The organism is Salinimicrobium sp. TH3, assembly GCF_026676115.1.
Lineage (GTDB): Bacteria > Bacteroidota > Bacteroidia > Flavobacteriales > Flavobacteriaceae > Salinimicrobium.
Map to the genome: position 1 here is coordinate 49,829 of NZ_JAPONB010000011.1, position 20,310 is coordinate 70,138.

Consider the following 20,310-nt stretch of genomic DNA (forward strand, 5'->3'; position numbering starts at 1 on the left):
TCATTTTTTAATGGTCCTCTACGATCGACTTTTTTGGCGGTATCTGGTAGAAAATTGACTTCTTCTTTAGAATAATTTTATATCCAACCAATATTACAAGAGCAATTCCAGAACCCACTAATAGATATGTGAGGGTTTGGGTGCTTTCTCCAAAAAAAGCTATTATTAAGATTAGAGGAGTTATGCCAGTAATGCTGGCAAAACTGAATTTCCAGTAGTCCATTTTAACCATTCCGCTAACCAGGCTCACCACATCATTTGACAGAAAAGGATTTAGGCGTGTAATAAAAATTGCCCAAAAGCCATATTTCTCAAGAAAAACTGTAGTTCTGGCCTTTGCTGTACTTCCTAATAATTTTTCTACAGTAAATGATCCAAAAACACGGCCTATGAAATAACCTGCCGATGAAGCACTATAAATAGCAAATAAAGCTAAAGCGCTGCCCCAGATTGGACCATACGCCACTATACATACTATTAATAATAATGTGGTTGGTATTACCATTAGAAACATTTGGCCTATCATAGCCAGCACCAGGAGGATAGGACCGAACCAGCCAAAATTTGTGACCCAACTTCGAATATTCTCTTGGTCATTACTGATAAGTACTCGGATGGCGTCATGCATCCAAAGTTGGACTTCTGGAATAAAAACATAAGTCAGGAATGTGAGAGCTACAATAATAAAGGTGATAAAGAGAGAAAATTTGATTTTTGGTTTTAAAGGTTTAATGGCGTTTCTATTGCCGTCTGCCAAGACTTCTTCTGTCATATATTTCTTAATCTAAAAATTGATTCTATTGCGATAAAAGGAGGGCCAGTTAAAAAAAACTGGCCCTGATAAGTTTAAGCGGCTGACTGCACCAGCGGCCGAAAGCTGATAGATTCTTTGATGATCTGGCTCCATTTTTCTGCATTTTTCATCTCATAATCCTGGTAATAGGTCATGTCACAGTCAAAGAAGCTGATGGTCTGAATATCTCCGTTATACATGGATAGCTCCAACTCCACCTTTTGAAGAACCTCCTCCTTCTTTTTGTCGATCTTGACAGTAGCGGTCTCATGAAGCAGCACACTACTTTTAATAATTTTTAGATCTATGACCTGTACTACGATCTCCTCTCTTCTTCGTTGCACAAAAACAACCTTTTGACGGGTTTTGTCAATCCCGATAATGTTGGAATTCCACCTGTCAACCCAGTCTAACTTAAGATCGAGCGCTATTGCTTCGCTGTTGAATCTGGATCTTAAGTCTTTTCTTTGCCTGGCTGCAGCGAGGACGAATAAAATATATGGTACGGCCACTGCGGCCACTACCGCAAAATGGACAATTAGGATGTCAATTTTCATGATGAATAATATTAAAATATAAAACTGATTTTTGGTCCCGCCATAGAACGGCTGTGGGAAAGACGAAAATTCTACTCCCTCAAAAAAGGGAGAAGGCCGGAATCACAGAAAAACGTGGAAAGGGAAAATAATGGCCGGCGTGTCAAGTCCGGGGTCGATCTCTTTTGAACGCCTAATGTAATCGTTGTGAGAACGGGTTTCAAAAGAGCTCTGAAGTAAAAAACTTTTGCTGCCTGTAAATGAATAGGCCTGAAAGACATTCGTCTTTAAGAATGGAACTGTTCCCTGGTAGAGATCAGCAGTTTCTTCTTCAAATTCAAAATCGTTTACTGAAATTTCCTCCTTATCAAAAGGCAGGCTCTCATGTGAAAATGAAAAGGAGGTACCGCAGGAGAGCAGTAGAAGTAAAAACAAAAAGACCCCTTTGGCAGTCATTTTACTTTTGATATTACAGAGCAAATGTATATGATTAGTATGTTAAAATTACAAATATATTTCAGCTTATAAGTTAAATTTTACACCCCATTGCATAGCTTCGGTTTGACTACTAAAAATATTTTATTTCCAGAACATTTATTTTTTAAAAATTAACATTGCGTTGTACTACATTTACCCGAAATTCTACATACTAAAATGATAAAAATTCTGTGCACTTTTTTCCTCCTGTTTTTAGGTCAGAGTGTGTTTCCATCTCCATTAGATTTTTCAGCTCTTTCTGAAGACAATGAGACTTTATTATTATTAGAGAACCCTGAAGAAATAACTGCAGGCTCTGAAGTAGAATTTGCACCCGGGCTTTTAAAGGAACTTCACAAAACAAAGATCATCCTAAAGGCAGATTTTAGCTCTTTTTGCGGGAGCTTCAGGCCGGCGGATAGGATTACAGTAAAGTTCCGGGAGAACATCCTCAATCTTAACACTGCCAAGATCATCTATCCTTTCCATTCCTTTCCGTAGAAGATAATTTCCCACGGCTTCGCTCCGTGCCATAAAAGGCTGCGGAAGCATTTATTATTTTGATCCAGTTTAACCTTCTGCACTAATGGATGTACAGAAAGAACAATGGGGCAGCCGTCTGGGCCTCATTCTCGCTATGGCGGGCAATTCAGTCGGGTTGGGTAACTTTCTTCGGTTTCCTGTGCAGGCGGTACAGAACGGCGGGGGTACATTTATCATCCCCTACCTAATTTGTTTCGTGCTCATGGGGCTGCCGCTGCTTTGGATTGAATGGTCTATGGGACGTTTTGGCGGTCGAAAAGGCCATCATTCCACGCCTTTTATACTTGGCTCTATGGGAAAAGCCAGCCTCTGGAAATATTTAGGTGTTTTTGGAATTTTCACAAACCTTGCGGTGGCAGCCTACTACTGCTACATCGAATCCTGGACCCTCTCCTATGCGCTGCACAGTTTGATGGGCACATTTCAAAGCCTATCTCAGTCTGAGATCGCACAATATTTCAACACATATGTCCTCATGGGCACTTCCTTCCTCGGAATTCCTAATGAAGCTCTCTTATTCTTCATTATTTGTATCCTCATTAACACCTTTATCTTAAGCAAAGGCCTGTCGGGAATCGAAAAAGTGGCAAAAATTGGAATGCCGTTGCTTATTCTTTTTGGAATCTTTCTGGCTATAAGAGGACTGACCTTAGGAACAAGTGCTGCTTCTGCGGAATTTCCTTTAGCCAATGCCTGGGACGGCCTGAATTATCTCTGGACCCCCGATTATTCTTCCTTGTACAGCCCCAAAGTGTGGTTGGCTGCTGCGGGGCAGATATTCTTTACGCTCTCGGTGGGAATGGGAACAATCCACTGCTATGCAGCTTATCTCGACAGTAAAGATGATATCGCCCTGAATTCCACCTCCGCCGGGTTCACCAATGAATTTGTGGAGGTTGTACTGGGAAGTCTTATTGTAATTCCCATTGCTGCCGGATATTTCGGGCTTGACTGGATCATTGAGAATATGAGCTTTGGAACCGCTTTTCAAACCATGCCTTTTCTATTTAATCAGTGGGGAACTGTACTGGCGGCTTTTGCCGGCGTCTTCTGGTTCGGCCTGCTTTTCTTCGCCGGAATCACCTCTTCGCTGGCCATGGGCACGCCATGGATTGGTTTTATGCGGGATGAATTTGGGTGGAGCGCAAACAAAGGAGCCTATTCCTTCGGATTTTTGACCTTTTGTTTAGGTCTCCCCTGTATACTTTTTTATCAATACGGCTTTTTTGACCAGTACGATTATTGGGCGGGAACTGTATCGCTCGTGGTTTTTGCACTGGCGGAAACCATTTTGTTCTCCTGGTTCTTCGGAATTGGTCCCGGCTGGAAAGAGATCAATCTGGGTGCAGATATGAAGATCCCCGGTTTCTTTAAATGGGTGATTAAATACGTCACCCCTGCATTATTGGTAGCCGTATTTTTGGGAGCTCTTATTACGCCTGAGGGCAACCTGTGGATTGAGGCTTTTTCTTCACTGCTTAATGGCGGCATCTGGCCGCTGGATAACAACTCCCTGATCCTGCAGATCTCGAATACGAAACTGCTCGAGGACCTCGCGGGTTCAACAGATCCTGGAAGAACAGATTTTCTTGAAAAACAGATTTTTTACACGAACATGGCGAGACTGGTACTTCTAAGTCTTTTCCTCTTCATTTGTACCCTTGTTTTTATAGCGCATAAAAAGAGAAAAAACGCGAACTAATATGGAAACTGAACCACTTATCATCATGCTGCTTGTCCAGATTTCGGTCACCGCTTTTATGGTCTACTGTTTCTGGAAAGTATTGCGCAAAAAATAGAGGAGCCGGAGTATAAACTTCGACCTCTGAACTTTAACTAAACCTGAATTCTAATACCTAAATTTAAAATATAATGATCGTTTGGATTTTATTTTCTGTTGCAATTTTGTTCTTCCTGGCTTTAGATCTGGGAGTTTTTAACAGGGAAGCTCATGTCATAAAGACTAAGGGAGCTGCTATTTGGACCAGCATCTGGGTATCCCTCGCCCTTGGCTTTTCGGCAGTTATCTGGTGGCTTTTTGAAAATGGGCAGGTAGCCAACCCCACCGGTCTTACGCCGGGAGATGCTGTGTTAAAATATATCACCGGCTATCTCATTGAATTGTCTTTGAGTATAGATAACGTTTTTGTCATTGCCGTGATCTTTAGCTCCTTTAGCATTCCGAAAATGTATCAGCACCGGGTCTTGTTCTGGGGAATACTCGGCGCCATTGTTTTCAGGGCATTAATGATCGTGTTTGGGGTCGCTTTGATCAATAAGTTTGACTGGATCGTCTACGTCTTTGGTGTCTTCCTTATTTACACTGCCTACAAAATGCTGAAGTCCGACAACACGCAGTTCAATCCAAAGAATTCCTGGATCTTTAAGAGAACCCGAAGATTTCTCCCGTTTACTGCCTTCTTCTATGGTGACAATTTCTTTATCCGCCGAATGGGTAAATTGATCGCAACGCCACTTTTTATGGCGCTGCTCATGGTAGAGTTGACAGATGTTCTTTTTGCACTTGACAGCATCCCCGCTATTCTGGCCATTACGGCAGATCCATTCATTGTTTTCAGCTCAAACATCCTGGCGATTCTCGGCCTTAGGTCAATGTATTTCCTAATTTCACAAATGCTGGACAAGTTCCGCTTCATCAGTTACAGTCTAGTAGGTATCCTTACGTTCGTAGGTTTGAAGATGATCTTTTCGCACCACATCGAACTACCGGAATGGTTATCCTTGATCGTTATAGCTGGAGCTCTTGCTTCGGGAATTTTAGCTTCTGTTCTAATGAAACCGAAAATGGATCACGAGGTGAAAGAGGAAGAACTTCATGAAAGTAGTTCCATTAGCAAATAATGCTCTGGGAAGAAGAGAAAGTTTTACTAACTTAGAAACAAATAAAAAAGATCAATATGAAATGTCCGAATGATAATACCACCTTAGTGATGACTGATCGTAATGGTGTAGAAATTGATTATTGTCCAGAATGTCGGGGTGTCTGGCTGGACAGGGGAGAGTTGGATAAGATCATTGAACGATCCTCAGCTCCCATGCAAGGAAACCAGGCTTCACAGCACCGGAGTGATAGATATTCAAACCCAGGAGAAAATAAGTACCAAAAACCGCGAAAAAAAGATTCCTTTCTTGGGGACTTATTTGACTTCTAAAAATTAGAACCTAATTGCTAATCTTTAATTCAAAAGCTATAATTTTTTGAATAGATAATTCTTTTCCATTTAATGATCATAACTGTTTTACTGTTAATCGCGGGTTTTGTAGCGCTCATTTTTGGCGCTTCCAAATTGGTAGACGCAGCTTCGAGTATAGCTGTCGGTATGGGTATTCCTAACATAGTTATTGGACTAACAATAGTAGCTTTTGGAACATCGGCGCCAGAACTTGTAGTAAATTTAATGGCGGCCGTTTCTGAAAATACGGAAATGGTTGTAGGGAATGTATTAGGGAGTAACATCTTTAATATTCTGGGCATACTTGGAATCTGTGCTTTAATCTCACCTCTTACTGTTAAATCCAGCACAACCTGGTTGGAAATACCTCTCAGCTTTTTAGCTGCGGTCTGTGTTCTATTTATAGGTGCGGATCAATATTTAAACGGGGCTTTAGACAACGTTCTTACAAGATCCGAAGGTCTGACATTGCTTCTTTTCTTTCTGATCTTTCTTGTCTACAATTTAACCGTGGCGAAAAGTGCAGGAACAGATGAGAAAATAGAGACGAAAAAATACGGGACCTGGAAAGCAATCCTTTTTATTGTTCTTGGATTGGCAGGTCTTGTTTTAGGAGGGAAATTGATTGTCGACAGTGCAGTGGAGATCGCTCAAGTATTTGGAATGACTGAAAGAGTAATCGGTTTGACAATTGTGTCAATTGGTACTTCCCTTCCCGAACTTGCCACTTCCATTGTAGCAGTTCGTCGTAAAAATGTAGACATCGCTATTGGAAATGTTGTTGGCTCCAATATCTTTAATATATTCTTTATTCTTGGTCTTTCAACAGCAATAACTCCTGTTCCTCTTTCCTCCGGATCTTTCTTTGATATAATTGTATGTATAACTGCAAGCCTCCTACTTTTCATGTTCGTATTTACCGATAAAGGAAATAGAATTCAACGTTGGGAAGGAGGTGTTTTTTTGTTGTTGTATATTCTATACGTTGGTGAACTTATTACGGGAACTGCTCTATAAACTCTTGAATTGTAAAAGGTCATTAAACATCTGTTGTGCATCAAAGAATTATCTGCATTTGCGGCATCAGGTAGATAGGAGATGGTGGAGATAATCAATGGAATGCTGTGGGGTATATCTCCTTTCGGAGAGACAAACAAAGCCCTGCTGGAAATAAAAAATAAAAAAATCAGAGGAGCCAAGATGTTATGAATTAGCGATTAAGTGAGGGGCTTTTTATTACTAAAAAAACATCAGTTACTAACAAATCTAACACCTAAAAGAAGCTTTTGTACCAATGCTTATAAAGCAGATATGTGAATTATCAATATTACGGCAATAAGCGGACATACTTCCGAAAAGGTTTTTTATTATTATATAAAAGCTTCACCAATGGAGCGGTTGGAAAAGATTTGAAGTATTCCTTTTGGAGAGGAGAATGTATGCTTCCGGAGATTCCGTTTTTTTGAACATTAAATAAATATATTTGGACCTTCTTATATGACAATCAACGCCATGTAAAGCGGCATCCCAAAAGTAATATTGAAGGGAAACGTAACGGCCAGAGCCATGGGCAGGTAAAGACCGGGATTTGCTTTTGGTACTGCCATCTTCATTGCAGCCGGTACAGCAATATATGAAGCACTGGCGGCCAAGATTGCCAGCATGAATCTATCTCCAACATTTCCTGTTACGAGACCGCTGGCCCAGGCAACAGTACATCCATTTATTACCGGTATGATTATAGCAAAAAGAGTAGTGAACCAGCCGCTTTTTATAAAATCTGTCAATTTTCTTCCGCTAATGATACCCATATCCAGGAGAAAAATAGCCAGAAAGCCTTTAAAAATGTCATTAGTAAAAGGGGCTATTCCCTGAGCCTGACTTTCACTTGCTACAAAACCTATAATTAAACTTCCCAGGATCATCAGTACACTTCCGTTAGAAAATGAATGACCTATTAAACTGGACATTTTAGGTGATGTATTATCTTTCTTTCCATACAGTGAAATAAGTGCCACGCCAACAATGATTGCAGGAGCTTCCATTAAAGCCATTAATGCCACCATATGGCCACTGTAAGAAATCTGCTGAATTTCCAGAAAGGAAACGGCGGTGACAAAGGTTACGGCACTAATTGAGCCATATGCGGCGGCGATGGCTCCAGAGTTTTCTGTACTTAATTTTCTTCTAAGGAGGTAAAAAGTATAAATTGGTATAACGAGGGCTGTAATAACACCGAACAAAATTGTCCAAATGATTTCCATAGAGAATTGACTATGTGCCAATTCCCGGCCTCCATTAAATCCTATTGAAAATAAAAGGTAAAGAGATATAAATTTCGATGAGCTTTTAGGAATCTCAAGATCACTTTTAAGCTGGACTGCCAGAATACCCATTACGAAGAAAAGTAAGGCTGGGCTTGTCAAATTTTCTATTAAAAGATTTAAATTCATAAAAATTGCTGTTATAAGAGTTTAAGGTGCTGTTCCAGTTTTTTTAATCTTTAGCAGCTCTTCGAAGTTTATCGTTAATGGTTATTCCCAATCCTTTGTCAGGTAGCTGTTCAAAAATAATTATGTCTAAATTCTTTTGATCCAGCCGATGCATTGCAGCATAGACATTTTTTGCAGCCACTTTTAAATCACCTGATTCTGATAAAATTTCCTGGTGGTCTAATGGTAAATCACCTAAAGGGTTTTGAAAAAGAAGAGCGCCAATTTTCTTTCCTTCAAAGAATTGCAGTGTAGTTTTTAAATTGTTTGTTAAACAACTTTTGGTTTTAGGAGAATAATGTTTAGATAACATTCCCGGCGCTTTAGGTCTTTGATCCTCGTGAGTACAAAAATGAAGTTTGCCGGTGATTTTCTCAATTTCCTCTGCAGTTATAGCACCCTGCCTAAATATTATCGGGTTTTGGGATTTGTCAAATCCCACTATAGTCGATTCAATTCCCCTTTGACATTCCCCGCCATCTATAATAAGGTTCAGCTGATTCTTGAAGTACTTTAAAACATGATCAGGTTTTGTGGGACTAATAGATCCAAATGGATTTGCACTGGGCGCAGCTAAAGGAAACGGGAGTTTTTTCAGAAGTTCCAGGGTCAACCAGTGATCAGGAATTCTTACAGCTACAGTATCTAATCCTGCAGTAACTATAGAAGGTATAATTTCCTTTTTCTTCAAAATTAGAGTTAAAGGACCCGGCCAGAAGGTATGTGCTAACCTATAAGCTACATCAGGAATATTCTTTGCTAATTTTTCTAGCTCGTCCACCGAGGCAATATGTACAATTAAAGGATTGTGAAGAGGCCTATTCTTTAAATCAAATATTTTTTTTACTGCAGCTTCACTTAATGCATTCCCGCCTAATCCATAAACTGTTTCCGTAGGAATAGCTATAATTCCTCCATCTTTTAATTCGGAAATAGCAGTATCAATAATTTCACTCATCGAATTTTAAAGTTTCTCAGCCTGTTCTTCTGTTGAACAGGAAAGGATTATGGATGATTTAATACTTACAGTCGAACCTTCCCTTTCAGCCTTCTCCAAAAAAGAAATAATATGTTCCCTTGTCTCCCGTAGTTCGTCCAGTCTCACCCGTGAGCTCCTATCGGAACTCCCTATGCGAATTTTTGAACTGAAGTCTCTCTTGTTATGAAAGTGAATTTTGCTGCCAATCATGTTAAGCAAAATATCTCTTGCCTCTGCAGGACTAAAGGTTCCGTCAATCAACTTTAAATTTTTCATGATGTAGAAATTATAAGATTTTCCTGAATTAGTTTTAGAATCGACCAGGCGATTTTTTTTCCGGTGCAAATTTGAAACATTGTATATATAACGGAAAATTTATATTTTTGATAAAAAACATAAGAACTTCTTATGAATTATACTTTACATCAGCTAAAGATCTTTCTGGAGATTACCAGAACTCAAAGTATTACTAAGGCTTCTGCAGAACTACATCTCTCGCAACCGGCTGTATCCATGCAGCTTAAGAACTTTCAGGAACAATTCGATTTTCCACTGACAGAAGTTATAGGTAGAAAGATTTATATCACAGACTTTGGAAAGGAAATAGCTATGGCGGCTAAAAATATCCTGGAACAGACTGAAACAATAAGCGCAAAGAATGCTGCTTATAAAGGAGAACTTATTGGAAGGCTTACAGTTGCTGTTGTCTCTACCGGAAAATATGTAATGCCTCATTTTCTCTCCGGTTTTATGCGGAATCATTCAGCCGTAAATTTGTCTTTAGATGTTACGAATAAGGCTGCGGTTATAGAAAATCTGGAAAAAAATGAAATTGACTTTGCTTTGGTCTCTGTTCTTCCTGAACATTTACAGATCGAAAGAATTCAACTTATGGAAAACAAGTTATTTCTTGTAGGGGGAAGAGAACAGACTTTGGAAAACAAACATCACAGTAGAGATATTTTAAAAGAGATTCCCTTGATATATCGAGAAGCAGGATCTGGTACGAGACATGTCATGGAAAGTTTTATGAAGCAGTATAACCTTCCTGTATTAAAAAAAATGGAGTTAACTTCAAATGAGGCAGTTAAACAAGCAGTAATAGCAGGATTAGGCTATTCAATTATGCCGATCATAGGAATTAAAAATGAACTGAAAAACGGCGAGTTGGAAATCATACCTGTTGGAGGATTCCCTATACGGTCAAATTGGCAAATTATATGGATGAAAGGCAAAAAGTTTTCACCTGCGGCTGCCTCCTATTTGGAATATCTAAAAAAAGAGCGGTTAAAAATAATAAAGGACAAGTTCGACTGGTACGAGAAATATTAATAATAAACCTTAAAATGAGAGTGGAAAAAAAATAATTAATAGCTGTAATAAGTTATTGTTATAACTACTGAATAGATCAAATTTTTCTTCTCCCCCTCTGCAAAATCAAAAATCTGGCAATAAGAGAAATGTAATATCCGGTGTCTTAAAAAAGGTAGTATCAACAATCCTGCAGAGTTCGGGTGCGTGTTCTGGGAGTAGAGTTGGCCAGCGCCTGGCAGAATTATTATCTTTTACGGAGGGAAAGGTTCTGGCTTTTCTTTATACCTTGAGCTGAATACATGTCCCCGAAATCATTAAAAAAAGAACCGGCTCGAAGAGATCTTGAGCCGGTTGTAATCTGAGTGAAAAATTTTATTATTCCAGCCACTCTACAGCTCCGGTATCCACATTATAATAGGCCCCTACTATATTAATTTCTCCATTTTCTGCCATTTCTGCAATTATAGGACTGTCAGTCTTGATTTTGTCGATTGTATGTTTTACGTTATTTTTAATAACTGCATTCAGATATTCTTCGTTCTTAATAGTTCTCTGATCTTCAGCGAAATTATTTGTCATTTCGATAGCGGGATCAATGTGGGCAAGCATTGCAGTAATATTTCCCAGTTCCACGTTTTCTATAGCAGATTTTATGGCACCACAACTTTCATGTCCCATAACCACAATGACCTTTGATCCTGCAACCTTGGTGGCAAATTCCATACTTCCCAACATTTCTTCATCTGCAAAGTTACCTGCAATACGACCCACAAAAAGATCTCCCAGTCCCTGGTCAAAGATTTCTTCAACAGGTACTCTGCTGTCTATACAGGATAATACCATTGCCTTTGGATACTGAGCGCCGGCTGTGGCCTCAATTCTCGCCTGACGATTTCTCGGGGTGAGGCTGTCTTTTATAAATCTTTTGTTACCTCCCTTGAATTCGGCGACGACATCTGCAGGCATAAGGGCATCACGTTCCTGTTGGGTTAAAGTGACATCAGCATCCCATTCTGCTCTTTGATTTGTCATCTCCATGTCTTCAGTCCCAGTGACGGGCTCATTCCTTTCTTCAGCCTCCCCACATGATGCCAGGATTAGGGAAACACCTAAAATCGTACTTAAATAATTTAATTTTTTCATTGTTCTCTTTATTTGGTTTGTTGTTGTTTAATAATTTAAAGAATTGTGTATAGAAATTTATTTCTTGTTAAACTTATTCATATTTTAACCCACAGATGTTTAATCAGTCCTCTGACATTGATTAAATTCCTCTTTTAATCCAGAGATTTTTCCTTTATTTTTAAAAAGTTGAGATAATTTTCTTCATTTTTAAAGTACGCAACTTCCCTCTGCTCACCAGTAAGAACAATAAATGCAGTAGCTTTATCTACTTCCTCTGAGGTCATGGGATCAATAGCAATACGAACATCTTCATCTTGTGGGATACGCTCTACGCACATTTCACAGCAACCGTAATACATCCTTCCATCATAGGGAACTTCCAGCTGCAGCCTCCCCATGTATGCATTGTTTACCATGCACACCTCATTATTAGGTACTTGATCCCATAGCTTATATTTTGCCCCTGTATTGGCTGACTTTAATACTTTGTTATTTCCCTGCTCTGTGGGTGTATTACCATGAGAAATTGCAGTCTCATGGCCTTCGGCTGATTTTCTCTCAACTCTCTCTTCACACGCGGTAATGAGCGTAAAACCAAATAGGAATATTACTTTTTTTAGCATTTTCACAATTATCTTTAAACTTCCACCTTCCGGGAAATTAGGACTAGTTCTATGATTTATGGTCTGCAAAACTAAGGGAACAGACATAATAATTCAACCACGACATAACTGAAAAAACTTATGAGAATGATAAGAGAAATTTAGGATGAAAATGAGCATCCAATGAAATGGACAACCTTATTTGTTCTAATTTTATAAAAATCAACCTTAAGGATTAATAACACCGCACAGGAAGTGTAGAGTAGTTCAAAGATTGCAGATAAAACCAACCTTTTCAGAAATTAGAAACGCTAAAAACGAAAATATGAAATGTCCGAATGATAGTACAACCTTAGTAATGACTGATCGTAACGGTGTAGAAATTGATTACTGCCCAGAATGTCGGGGGGTCTGGCTGGACAGGGGAGAATTGGATAAGATCATCGAACGATCCTCAGCTACTGTACAGGGAAACCAGGCTTCACAACCCCGAAATGATAGATATTCGAGCACGGGAGAATATAAGAATCAAAAACATCGAAAAAAAGATTCTTTTCTTGGGGATCTATTTGATTTTTAAAACTCATTTTAGGTAGTCGTCAAGAAGTTGACATTTCTATAAGAAACCTTGTTGGTCAATTTTTTGAAATCATCTGCAATAAAATTTTTGGATGCCGTTGAGAAAAATATCTACTTTTGGGGCATTAGGAGGATAGAAGATGGTGGAGATTATTAATGGAATGCTGTGGAGCATTTCTCCTTTTGGAGAGGCCAAGGTGGGTATACCCTATGCTATATTAAACGGTGTTAATCCTATTTTAGCCTTTCTTTTTTGTTTTATTGCAAATGTGCTCGTATTTCCGGTAATGCACTTTTTCCTGCACTTTATTAATAAGCATTTGCTAGGCTGGAGGTTGTATAAAATTGGAGCTATAAAAATAGCTAAAAGAGCAAAAAAGGGTGCCGGCAAGAATGTTCTGAAATATGGCTTTTGGGGATTGTTGATCTTTGTAATGGTACCCATACCCGGCACCGGCGTTTATGCAGGTACTATTGCAGCCTATCTCTTCAGAATTCCAAAGGGTCGGGCTTTTGCTGCAAATTCTATTGGTATATTTTTCTCCTGTGTTATTGTATGGGTTGCGACGATAGCGGCTTCTGGAGAATTGGTACTTTAATTATATGTTCTGTTTCAACAGATTTATTATATCATATCTAAAGGTCATTTATTAACTATAGGGAATCGTATGTATATTTGAGAAATTATCACACAACGCTTTAAGTAACAGAATTTTGGGCTAATATTGTATAATTTATAATTTGAAAGGCGTTAAATTATTCAGGGGATGTAGAGTTGTGACTTCATCCCCTTTTTCAAATATCCAACTAATTTATTGTCAATGTGTTGCGGATTAACTCTGTAGCCTTGACAAGATGTTTTTCCTTTGAGTCCCCGTCTGAAAATACAAAGTCCGCCCCGCCTGTCCGCGTTGCGTTTTTTCATTTTCCTACGAAGCTTCAGGCAAGCCTGGCTTCTCCGTAAAACGAAAAAAGTCCCCAGCTTTCGCTGCGGACTTTCTACTTTAAGTGACCTCGACAGGATTCAAACCTGTAACCTTCTGAGCCGTAATCAGATGCGCTATTCAGTTGCGCCACGAGGCCTTTTTGCGGGTGCAAATATAGGCCATTTTATAAAAAACGAAAAGATTTTTGACTTAAATAAATTATTTTTCCTCTTGGCCATGATTTTCTCTTCACCGGTGTGGAATTTTAGTTCTTCTTTGTGAGGGGAATAACTCATTTATCCGGAAATTTTTTTTGTTTAAAATTTAAAAATTGGATGTTACTTGCTGCTTCCTCACCTTGCATAGAACCCTGCAAGTACTATATTTGCTTTATGGCTGAACTAGATGAGTTTGTAGCTGAATTTGCCTCCTTCGTTTGGGGCCTTCCGCTTTTAATTTTACTTACAGGAGGTGGATTATATCTACTTATACTTTCCAGATTTCTTCCTTTTCGATATTTACGACATTCCATAGAAGTGCTGCGGGGAAAATATGACGACCCCAATGATCCAGGGGAAATCAATCACTTTAAAGCACTTTCTACTGCTTTATCTTCTACCATAGGCATGGGGAACATAGCCGGTGTTGCAGTGGCGATTGCTATTGGAGGTCCCGGTGCGATGTTCTGGTTATGGATAAGTGCTATTATTGGAATGGCCACAAAATTCTTCACCAATACCCTGGCGGTCATGTACCGTGGGAAAGATTCTGAAGGGAAACTACAGGGTGGTCCTATGTATTTCATTACCGAAGGTCTTGGAAAGAAATGGTGGATCATGGCAGCCTTTTTTAGTGTTGCCGGTCTTGTAGGAGCGCTACCGGTGTTTAATGTAAATCAACTCACGCAGGCCATCAATTATATTCTCCTAACTCCAAATGGGGTGGAGGTGACTTTTACTTCCAATTTGATCATTGGGATCATCCTGGCGATAATTACGGCAGTGGTGATCTATGGAGGACTGGCCCGCATAAGTAATACGGTTTCCAAAATGGTCCCGGTTATGGTTGCGCTTTATTTTGTTTCTGTTCTTATAATTCTTATTGTAAATTTTGAGCAGGTACCTTATTATTTCGGTCTTATTTTTACAGATGCTTTTGCAGCAGAAAACTACGCCGGAGAGCCATTTTTAGGAGGTATGTTGGGAGGACTCATTATTCTGGGTATTCGCCGTGGGGCTTTCTCCAATGAGGCGGGAATAGGGACCGCTCCCATGGCACACGGGGCAGCTAAAACGGCCGAGCCTGTACGGGAAGGTCTTGTGGCAATGTTGGGTCCGGCCATTGATACTCTTATTGTTTGTTCCTTAACGGGAATGGCCATCCTTGTCACCGGGGTGTGGCAAACGCATGATGTGAATGGGGTGAGTTTAACCGCTGCTGCTTTTAATGATTCGATCCCGGTCTATGGAAATTACTTACTTTTGGTGTGCATCGCCATCTTTAGTATTTCCTCTTTGTTCTCGTATTCTTACTACGGAAGCAAATGTCTTTCCTTCCTTATTGGAGCTAAGAATAAGCATTATTACAACTATTTTTATATTCTGAGTATACTTCTGGGGGCGACCACGTCTTTAAGCTTAATGATCAATCTTATCGACGGATTCTTCGCTTTAATGGCAATTCCAACCATGACTGCGACTCTTATTATGGCGCCCAGAGTGCTGAAGGAAGCAAAAAGATACTTCTTAAACCTGAAGGCTTCTTCTAATCCTGTTAACCAAAAGTAATCACTCTTCGTTCATCCTGGCTCTGTTGCGCAGCCTCTATGATCCTTATGACATCACGGGCCTGTTCTGGTTTAACGGCTAAGGCTTCACCTGCCGTGATCGCATTATAAAGATTCTGGTAAATTACCGTGTAGTTTCCGCGTTCACTCTCGATTAAATTTTCTTCTTGTACGGTTTTCAGTTTTCCCCAGATATTCTTGGGCTCCACTCCCCATTCCGAAGTGTCTATAGGTCTTTTTCCCTCTTTAAGAGCTTCTTCCTGTACATCTGTGCCAAACTTTACAAAGCTCCCTTTGGTCCCAAAAACCTGGAATGTAGGTCCTTTATCTTTGACCAGCATTCCTGCCTTTAAGGTGACCTTGAGGTTAGGGTAGAAGAGCAGGAGTTCAAAAGCATCGGGTACTGTCGCACCTTCCCGCTGTGTCCTTATATCGGCAAAAACTTCTTTTGGGTTGCCAAACAGGTTTAGCGCCTGGTCGATGAGGTGACTGCCCAGGTCGTAGAGAATTCCGCTGCCGGGATTTTCTTTTTCTTCTTTCCAGCCGGGTTTAACTTCATTCCTAAACCGGTCGAAATGGGCTTCATATTCCACTACCATTCCTAAAAGGCCATTTTTAACGACCTTTTTTACCGTTTGGAAATCACTGTCCCACCGGCGGTTGTGATTTACACTAAGAACTAACTTTTTTTGATGAGCCAGCTCAATAAGGTTATTGGCCTCTCTTGAATGTGGTGTAAAGGGTTTTTCAACCATTACATTTTTTTTCGCTTCAAGAGCCAGTTTTGCAAAGGTGTAATGCAGGTGATTAGGTAAAACCAGAACGACAAGATCGATATCTGGATCTTCAATGATTGCTGAATATTCTTTTACCACTTTTACCTGCGGAAAGTCTTTTTTGGCAGCTTTGATGTTTTTGGGGCTGGAGGTGAGGATCTTGGTGACATTAAATCCTTTAATGCTGGAGAGGATAGGGGCATTGTAGATGCTTCCACCGGAACCATAGCCGGCAAAGGCAGTATTTACCTGCTTCATTTTTATTTTCAAGGTAGAAATTTCCGCAGAATATTACCCCTTAAAAATGGTATTTTTAGAACCTATTTTTCAGTTTCCTTTGTTTCTTCTACTCCTCTTAAAAAGAACTGTCGCACGGGCTCCAGCTTTTTAATTTTCAAGATGCATTGCGAGCTTAGTGGTTTCCTGCAAAACTGAATGACCTGGTCATAAGTTTGTGCTTTGAGATAATCCTGTTGATTTATGGAAGAGGTCACTACAACAATATATACCTGGGCCTGCGGCGGATTCTTCTTTAGTTTATTCAGGAATTTCCAGCCGTCCAGAACAGGCATATTAAGATCCAGGAAAATGAGAAAATGCTTGTCGGACCTGTCATTTTTCTGAAGATAATCCAGAGCCTCCTTTCCGTTATAACACAATACGGGAGGATGTTCAATATGAGAGGACTTGAGGCTGTTTTTATGCAAAAGGGTAACCACCTTGTCATCATCTACTACCAGTACTTCTAACTGGCCTGCGTTACCTGACTTCAACATTAATCTTTTCAGTTTTTTCTACAATATTTCGAATGATGCTGTCCAGCTCATTTGCCGAATCTTTTATGTGAAACAGGATCTCTTCTTGTGACATATCTTCAAAAACCTCTTCATCCAGCAGGTGAAGCAGGCCTTTTATTCGTGCCAAAGGAGCCCTCACCACATGTGATTGTTCCCAGGCGATCTCTTTTAAAACCTTATTTTGACTCTGTATTTTTCGAAGTAATTTCCTTGAATTGGTTACGTCCAGCACCGCACCTATCATTCTTGTCGCTTTTTTGTTTTCATCTCTAAGAATATAGCCCCGGTCTGTAATATGGGCAATCTTACCATCGGCTTTTACGATGCGATATTCCAGTTTCCATTTATCGACTTCAGGATCTTCTATGGCGCAGGCCAGGGAGCGTTGAACTTTTTCTCTGTCCTCATCGGGTACTTTGGTGAGCCAGAAAGAATGTACCGAGGTAGCTTCATTGGTGTCATAACCAAAGATCTTTTTATAACCTTTGCTTCGCGTCACCGAATCTGTAGCAATATCCCAGTCCCAAATCATTTCATTGGTAGCTTTCATAGCCATTTTAAAGCGCTTATTCGCAATCTTTAAAGCCTCTCTTTTTGCGGTAATTTCTGAAATATCACTTGTGGCGCCAATAAGCCTTAGGGCTTTGCCGGTATGGTCGCGTAGAATATATCCGCGATCTACAACCCTGGCATAAGTACCATCTGCTTTTCTAAAGCGGTATTCTGTCTTGATAAAATCTTCATCGGGATTGGAAATAATTTCAGCAAGTTTCTTTTTTTCAACAGGCTTATCTTCGGGATGTATATTAATTTTCCAGAAATCCCTCCTGTTAACAACATCTGCAGGGTAACCGAATAGCTCATGAGGGCCCCGGTGAAAACGGGTAACATCATTGCTGGTAAGATCCCAATCGTAGATTAGATCCTGCGTGGCGGTTGCTGCAAGTTGGTACCTTTCATTTATGTGTTCAATTTCACGTGCCTGTTCAATAACTGTAGTGATATCCCTGGAATTGGCAACTATACCTTTAACCGCCGAATCATTCATAAGATTAGTGGCCGTGGTCTGTACCCAGCGATACTCTCCTTGTTTATTTCTAAACCTAAAAGGAGAGATCCTTACCTGCTTTTTGTCTTTAAGTTGGTAAAACTGTTTCTTAACCCTTTCCCAGTCATCACAATGGATGAAATGGTAGGCATTTTTTCCTATAAGTTCTTTTGGATCAAATCCCAGGATGGATTTGTAATTTTCACTTACAAAGGAGTAATAACCATCAATATCTAGAATACCAATAAGATCTGATCCCTCCTGGACCATAGATCTGAATTTTTGCTCACTAAGTTTAAGTTCTTCCTCTCTTTTCTTTACTTTTTTCAAAGCAGCATTTTTCTCGAAGGCATTGGTGAGGTTCTGGGTAAGGCTTTTGAGAAAACTAATTTCTTCTTCTTTCCAAATACGCTGAACAGAACAATCGTCAAAACCCACAAAACCTGAGAGGTTTTCCTCCACAAAAATTGGAAGCAATAACATGGACTTTATTTGCTGCTCCAGGAAAATATCTTTTAATGTGCCGGGAGCCAGCTCTTCCAATGTAGCATTAAAGGGAAGATTCTTAATTAGGGGTGCTGTGATCTCCTCAACTTTTTTAATTGGCATATTCTGCATCTCCTGGTTGTCGATCTGCGGAATGGCTCTTTCACTGCACCATTCCACTTTCTGACTAATGAGGATCTCTCCTGTTTCGGGATGGGTATCGGCACCAAAATAATACATTCTGTCTGCTTCAATTGTTTCGGCTATGACGCCAAAAGTTTCATGAAGAACCTCGTTATTGATCTCATTTTCGAGGAGCGAACTTACAAATGCAGCGTTGACCTCCAGGAAACGACTTTTTTCTATAATTACTTTTTCACTCTGCTTGAGCTGGGTAACATCTTTGGCAATCCCATGAACCTCCACAACCTTCCCCTCGAGGAACATTGGCATTAAAAGAATTTTAAGGACCACGGTTTTTCCTCCGGCCGAAATGAAATCGGCTTCAAAGGAAGTGATTTGACCACCCACTGCCTTATAAAAATGATCCAGGATGAGCTGCTTGTTATAAGGGGCGCAAAATGGTAAGAAACTGGAGTTTATTAATTCTTCGGAAGTTAGTTCTGCTAATTTTAAGAGGCTGTCGTTGGCATGTAAAAAATTACCTTTCAGATCGAGCCTGTAAAGACCATCTGGGTTTTCCCTAATAAAATTCTTGAACTGTTGCCTGTTAGCGTTCAGCTCTTCCTCAATTTCCCGATCGCGTTTTTTACGTTTGTTTTCCAGAGTAACATCCTGGGTAGTATGGAGAATAGCCACTACTTTTCCCGCTTCATTTTTTACCGGTACATTTTGAGAGGTGAAATAGCGTTCTTCAAACTTTCCAGTTATCTTATTTTTAATATCGTAGCGAAGATCTTTGGCTGCTGCTTTTTTTCCGGTCTGCATTACTTTCTCCAGTGCGAGGTTGAAATGATCATGACCGTATTCTTTGAGATCGGGATTGGGAGGGAAAGCTTCTTTGCTGTTTTTGTTTATAAGTTCTTCTCTTGTAGTATCGGTCAACTCAAGATAGGCCGGGTTTACTTCAACAACTGTAAACGCTCCGGAATCTTCGGGTCTTAACACCAGGCAGGCAAATGGAATAGCTTCAAAAATTTCTTTCCAGCAGTTTTCTCTCATTGTAGGGGATATGAAAAATAAAACCTGCCTTTGGCTTAATATTTTGTTAAAGGCACAACAAATATAAACAAAAAATTATCTCTGTAGCTATTGACAATTACCAAGTTAGCCCTTTAGGCGACAAAATTATCCCCTTTAACTGGCAAAAATTAAAGTTTGTGTAAGAATATTCTTTCATTTATTGAAGTAATGAAGTATAAGCACATTTTCTATTTTAACAAATTTGTTCCCAATCAGTGTTTTACAGGTACCAGCAGTACTGGAATACCGAGATCATCAATAAGATCCTGCCCTAAACTGCCTACAAACATTTGATAAAAGAAATTCTTTTTATGGTGCCCCGCAATAACAATATCTGCATTAATTTTTTGAACCTCCTTTTTAATCATTTTTGCTGTAGATCCCTCCAATTGTACAGCCTCGGCTTCAATATTTTTTTGTCGTAGATCTTCTGCTAAACGTTTAACAAGAGCACCTTCTACTTTACGTTTTTCTACCCTTTTGTCCTGTGCAAATTGAGGACCTGCTTCAAGACCCAGGAAGTCATCGGGATCGGGTTCGCTAACGTGAAGGATCCATATCTTGGATCCAAAGGCTTGTGCTAATTCTTCGGCTTTGGCTAATAAACGATCGGCATTTTTCTCAAGGTTGATCGCAACAAGGATCTTTTTCATA

The 20,310-nt window shown here is 39.8% G+C and carries 21 protein-coding genes and 1 tRNA gene; 9 read left to right on the forward strand and 13 right to left on the reverse strand.

Translation table 11 applies throughout. From position 1 onward, the window contains the following. Positions 1-7 precede the first annotated feature (7 nt). From OU683_RS14880 to OU683_RS14890, 3 genes are all read right to left on the reverse strand, one after another. The gene (locus OU683_RS14880) at positions 8-772 is read right to left on the reverse strand and encodes a TVP38/TMEM64 family protein (protein WP_268139692.1); all 765 of its coding nucleotides are present in this window, start codon (positions 770-772) and stop codon (positions 8-10) included. A gap of 74 nt (positions 773-846) precedes the next feature. Beyond that, positions 847-1,350, reverse strand: coding sequence for a hypothetical protein (locus OU683_RS14885; protein WP_268139694.1), 504 nt, complete (start codon positions 1,348-1,350; stop codon positions 847-849). 102 nt (positions 1,351-1,452) lie between these two features. Continuing rightward, positions 1,453-1,785, reverse strand: coding sequence for a hypothetical protein (locus OU683_RS14890; RefSeq protein WP_268139696.1), 333 nt, complete (start codon positions 1,783-1,785; stop codon positions 1,453-1,455). A gap of 198 nt (positions 1,786-1,983) precedes the next feature. Between OU683_RS14890 and OU683_RS14895 the strand changes: the two genes are divergently transcribed. From OU683_RS14895 to OU683_RS14915, 5 genes are all read left to right on the forward strand, one after another. Continuing rightward, positions 1,984-2,307, forward strand: coding sequence for a hypothetical protein (locus OU683_RS14895; protein WP_268139697.1), 324 nt, complete (start codon positions 1,984-1,986; stop codon positions 2,305-2,307). A gap of 85 nt (positions 2,308-2,392) precedes the next feature. Next, positions 2,393-4,051: an SLC5/6 family protein gene (locus tag OU683_RS14900; protein WP_442800858.1), complete on the forward strand. Its 1,659-nt coding sequence runs from the start codon at positions 2,393-2,395 to the stop codon at positions 4,049-4,051. 170 nt (positions 4,052-4,221) lie between these two features. Then, positions 4,222-5,211 (forward strand): TerC family protein, encoded by a 990-nt coding sequence (locus OU683_RS14905; protein ID WP_268139699.1) that lies wholly within the window; start codon positions 4,222-4,224, stop codon positions 5,209-5,211. A 56-nt stretch (positions 5,212-5,267) separates the two neighbouring features. After that, positions 5,268-5,522, forward strand: coding sequence for a TFIIB-type zinc ribbon-containing protein (locus tag OU683_RS14910; protein ID WP_268139701.1), 255 nt, complete (start codon positions 5,268-5,270; stop codon positions 5,520-5,522). A gap of 72 nt (positions 5,523-5,594) precedes the next feature. Beyond that, a complete protein-coding gene (locus tag OU683_RS14915; protein WP_268139703.1) occupies positions 5,595-6,560 on the forward strand; it encodes a calcium/sodium antiporter in 966 nt (321 codons plus the stop codon). A gap of 476 nt (positions 6,561-7,036) precedes the next feature. On the opposite strand, the gene OU683_RS14920 is transcribed toward OU683_RS14915, so the two are convergent. From OU683_RS14920 to OU683_RS14930, 3 genes are read right to left on the reverse strand one after another with little or no spacing between them, the layout of a single operon-like run. Further along, positions 7,037-7,996: a sodium-dependent bicarbonate transport family permease gene (locus tag OU683_RS14920; RefSeq protein WP_268139705.1), complete on the reverse strand. Its 960-nt coding sequence runs from the start codon at positions 7,994-7,996 to the stop codon at positions 7,037-7,039. A gap of 43 nt (positions 7,997-8,039) precedes the next feature. Next, entirely contained in the window at positions 8,040-8,993 is a 954-nt protein-coding gene (locus OU683_RS14925; RefSeq protein ID WP_268139707.1) for an L-threonylcarbamoyladenylate synthase, read from the reverse strand. Positions 8,994-8,999: 6 nt separating this feature from the next. Continuing rightward, positions 9,000-9,290, reverse strand: a complete 291-nt coding sequence (locus OU683_RS14930; RefSeq protein ID WP_268139709.1) for a hypothetical protein — start codon at positions 9,288-9,290, stop codon at positions 9,000-9,002. A 132-nt stretch (positions 9,291-9,422) separates the two neighbouring features. On the opposite strand from OU683_RS14930, the gene OU683_RS14935 reads away from it, so the two are divergent. Beyond that, a complete protein-coding gene (locus OU683_RS14935; protein ID WP_268139711.1) occupies positions 9,423-10,346 on the forward strand; it encodes a LysR family transcriptional regulator in 924 nt (307 codons plus the stop codon). Positions 10,347-10,703: 357 nt separating this feature from the next. On the opposite strand, the gene OU683_RS14940 is transcribed toward OU683_RS14935, so the two are convergent. Together OU683_RS14940 and OU683_RS14945 are read right to left on the reverse strand one after the other, a co-directional pair. After that, positions 10,704-11,471, reverse strand: coding sequence for a carbonic anhydrase family protein (locus OU683_RS14940; RefSeq protein ID WP_268139713.1), 768 nt, complete (start codon positions 11,469-11,471; stop codon positions 10,704-10,706). 134 nt (positions 11,472-11,605) lie between these two features. Beyond that, complete coding sequence (locus OU683_RS14945; RefSeq protein WP_268139715.1) at positions 11,606-12,163, reverse strand: hypothetical protein; 558 nt, start codon at positions 12,161-12,163, stop codon at positions 11,606-11,608. Positions 12,164-12,380: 217 nt separating this feature from the next. Between OU683_RS14945 and OU683_RS14950 the strand changes: the two genes are divergently transcribed. After that, a complete protein-coding gene (locus tag OU683_RS14950; protein WP_268139718.1) occupies positions 12,381-12,635 on the forward strand; it encodes a TFIIB-type zinc ribbon-containing protein in 255 nt (84 codons plus the stop codon). A 139-nt stretch (positions 12,636-12,774) separates the two neighbouring features. Continuing rightward, complete coding sequence (locus OU683_RS14955; protein ID WP_268139720.1) at positions 12,775-13,233, forward strand: COG2426 family protein; 459 nt, start codon at positions 12,775-12,777, stop codon at positions 13,231-13,233. A gap of 410 nt (positions 13,234-13,643) precedes the next feature. On the opposite strand, the gene OU683_RS14960 is transcribed toward OU683_RS14955, so the two are convergent. Further along, positions 13,644-13,717: transfer RNA gene (locus OU683_RS14960), tRNA-Arg, on the reverse strand. 235 nt (positions 13,718-13,952) lie between these two features. Here OU683_RS14960 and OU683_RS14965 point away from each other — a divergent pair. Next, a complete protein-coding gene (locus OU683_RS14965) occupies positions 13,953-15,347 on the forward strand; it encodes an alanine/glycine:cation symporter family protein (protein ID WP_268139722.1) in 1,395 nt (464 codons plus the stop codon). On the opposite strand, the gene OU683_RS14970 is transcribed toward OU683_RS14965, so the two are convergent. From OU683_RS14970 to OU683_RS14985, 4 genes are all read right to left on the reverse strand, one after another. Then, positions 15,334-16,380, reverse strand: coding sequence for a Gfo/Idh/MocA family oxidoreductase (locus OU683_RS14970; RefSeq protein ID WP_268139724.1), 1,047 nt, complete (start codon positions 16,378-16,380; stop codon positions 15,334-15,336). The genes OU683_RS14965 and OU683_RS14970 overlap by 14 nt on opposite strands. Before the next feature lie 62 nt (positions 16,381-16,442). After that, on the reverse strand, positions 16,443-16,898 hold the full coding sequence (locus OU683_RS14975; protein WP_268139726.1) for a response regulator: 456 nt from the start codon (positions 16,896-16,898) through the stop codon (positions 16,443-16,445). Beyond that, on the reverse strand, positions 16,882-19,635 hold the full coding sequence (locus tag OU683_RS14980; protein WP_268139728.1) for a PAS domain-containing protein: 2,754 nt from the start codon (positions 19,633-19,635) through the stop codon (positions 16,882-16,884). The genes OU683_RS14975 and OU683_RS14980 overlap by 17 nt, the downstream gene beginning before the upstream one ends. A gap of 233 nt (positions 19,636-19,868) precedes the next feature. Next, positions 19,869-20,309 (reverse strand): universal stress protein, encoded by a 441-nt coding sequence (locus tag OU683_RS14985; protein ID WP_268139730.1) that lies wholly within the window; start codon positions 20,307-20,309, stop codon positions 19,869-19,871. Position 20,310 lies beyond the last annotated feature (1 nt).

Excerpts from the sequence above, each read along its gene's own strand:
- OU683_RS14905 (WP_268139699.1), top strand. The coding sequence starts at position 4,222 with ATGATCGTTTGGATTTTATTTTCTGTTGCAATTTTGTTCTTCCTGGCT.
- OU683_RS14955 (WP_268139720.1), top strand. The coding sequence starts at position 12,775 with ATGGTGGAGATTATTAATGGAATGCTGTGGAGCATTTCTCCTTTTGGA.
- OU683_RS14930 (WP_268139709.1), bottom strand. The coding sequence starts at position 9,290 with ATGAAAAATTTAAAGTTGATTGACGGAACCTTTAGTCCTGCAGAGGCA.
- OU683_RS14900 (WP_442800858.1), top strand. The coding sequence starts at position 2,393 with ATGGATGTACAGAAAGAACAATGGGGCAGCCGTCTGGGCCTCATTCTC.
- OU683_RS14985 (WP_268139730.1), bottom strand. The coding sequence starts at position 20,309 with ATGAAAAAGATCCTTGTTGCGATCAACCTTGAGAAAAATGCCGATCGT.
- OU683_RS14975 (WP_268139726.1), bottom strand. The coding sequence starts at position 16,898 with ATGTTGAAGTCAGGTAACGCAGGCCAGTTAGAAGTACTGGTAGTAGAT.
- OU683_RS14925 (WP_268139707.1), bottom strand. The coding sequence starts at position 8,993 with ATGAGTGAAATTATTGATACTGCTATTTCCGAATTAAAAGATGGAGGA.
- OU683_RS14950 (WP_268139718.1), top strand. The coding sequence starts at position 12,381 with ATGAAATGTCCGAATGATAGTACAACCTTAGTAATGACTGATCGTAAC.
- OU683_RS14915 (WP_268139703.1), top strand. The coding sequence starts at position 5,595 with ATGATCATAACTGTTTTACTGTTAATCGCGGGTTTTGTAGCGCTCATT.
- OU683_RS14980 (WP_268139728.1), bottom strand. The coding sequence starts at position 19,635 with ATGAGAGAAAACTGCTGGAAAGAAATTTTTGAAGCTATTCCATTTGCC.
- OU683_RS14970 (WP_268139724.1), bottom strand. The coding sequence starts at position 16,380 with ATGAAGCAGGTAAATACTGCCTTTGCCGGCTATGGTTCCGGTGGAAGC.
- OU683_RS14910 (WP_268139701.1), top strand. The coding sequence starts at position 5,268 with ATGAAATGTCCGAATGATAATACCACCTTAGTGATGACTGATCGTAAT.
- OU683_RS14940 (WP_268139713.1), bottom strand. The coding sequence starts at position 11,471 with ATGAAAAAATTAAATTATTTAAGTACGATTTTAGGTGTTTCCCTAATC.
- OU683_RS14920 (WP_268139705.1), bottom strand. The coding sequence starts at position 7,996 with ATGAATTTAAATCTTTTAATAGAAAATTTGACAAGCCCAGCCTTACTT.
- OU683_RS14935 (WP_268139711.1), top strand. The coding sequence starts at position 9,423 with ATGAATTATACTTTACATCAGCTAAAGATCTTTCTGGAGATTACCAGA.
- OU683_RS14890 (WP_268139696.1), bottom strand. The coding sequence starts at position 1,785 with ATGACTGCCAAAGGGGTCTTTTTGTTTTTACTTCTACTGCTCTCCTGC.
- OU683_RS14880 (WP_268139692.1), bottom strand. The coding sequence starts at position 772 with ATGACAGAAGAAGTCTTGGCAGACGGCAATAGAAACGCCATTAAACCT.
- OU683_RS14945 (WP_268139715.1), bottom strand. The coding sequence starts at position 12,163 with ATGTCTGTTCCCTTAGTTTTGCAGACCATAAATCATAGAACTAGTCCT.
- OU683_RS14895 (WP_268139697.1), top strand. The coding sequence starts at position 1,984 with ATGATAAAAATTCTGTGCACTTTTTTCCTCCTGTTTTTAGGTCAGAGT.
- OU683_RS14965 (WP_268139722.1), top strand. The coding sequence starts at position 13,953 with ATGGCTGAACTAGATGAGTTTGTAGCTGAATTTGCCTCCTTCGTTTGG.
- OU683_RS14885 (WP_268139694.1), bottom strand. The coding sequence starts at position 1,350 with ATGAAAATTGACATCCTAATTGTCCATTTTGCGGTAGTGGCCGCAGTG.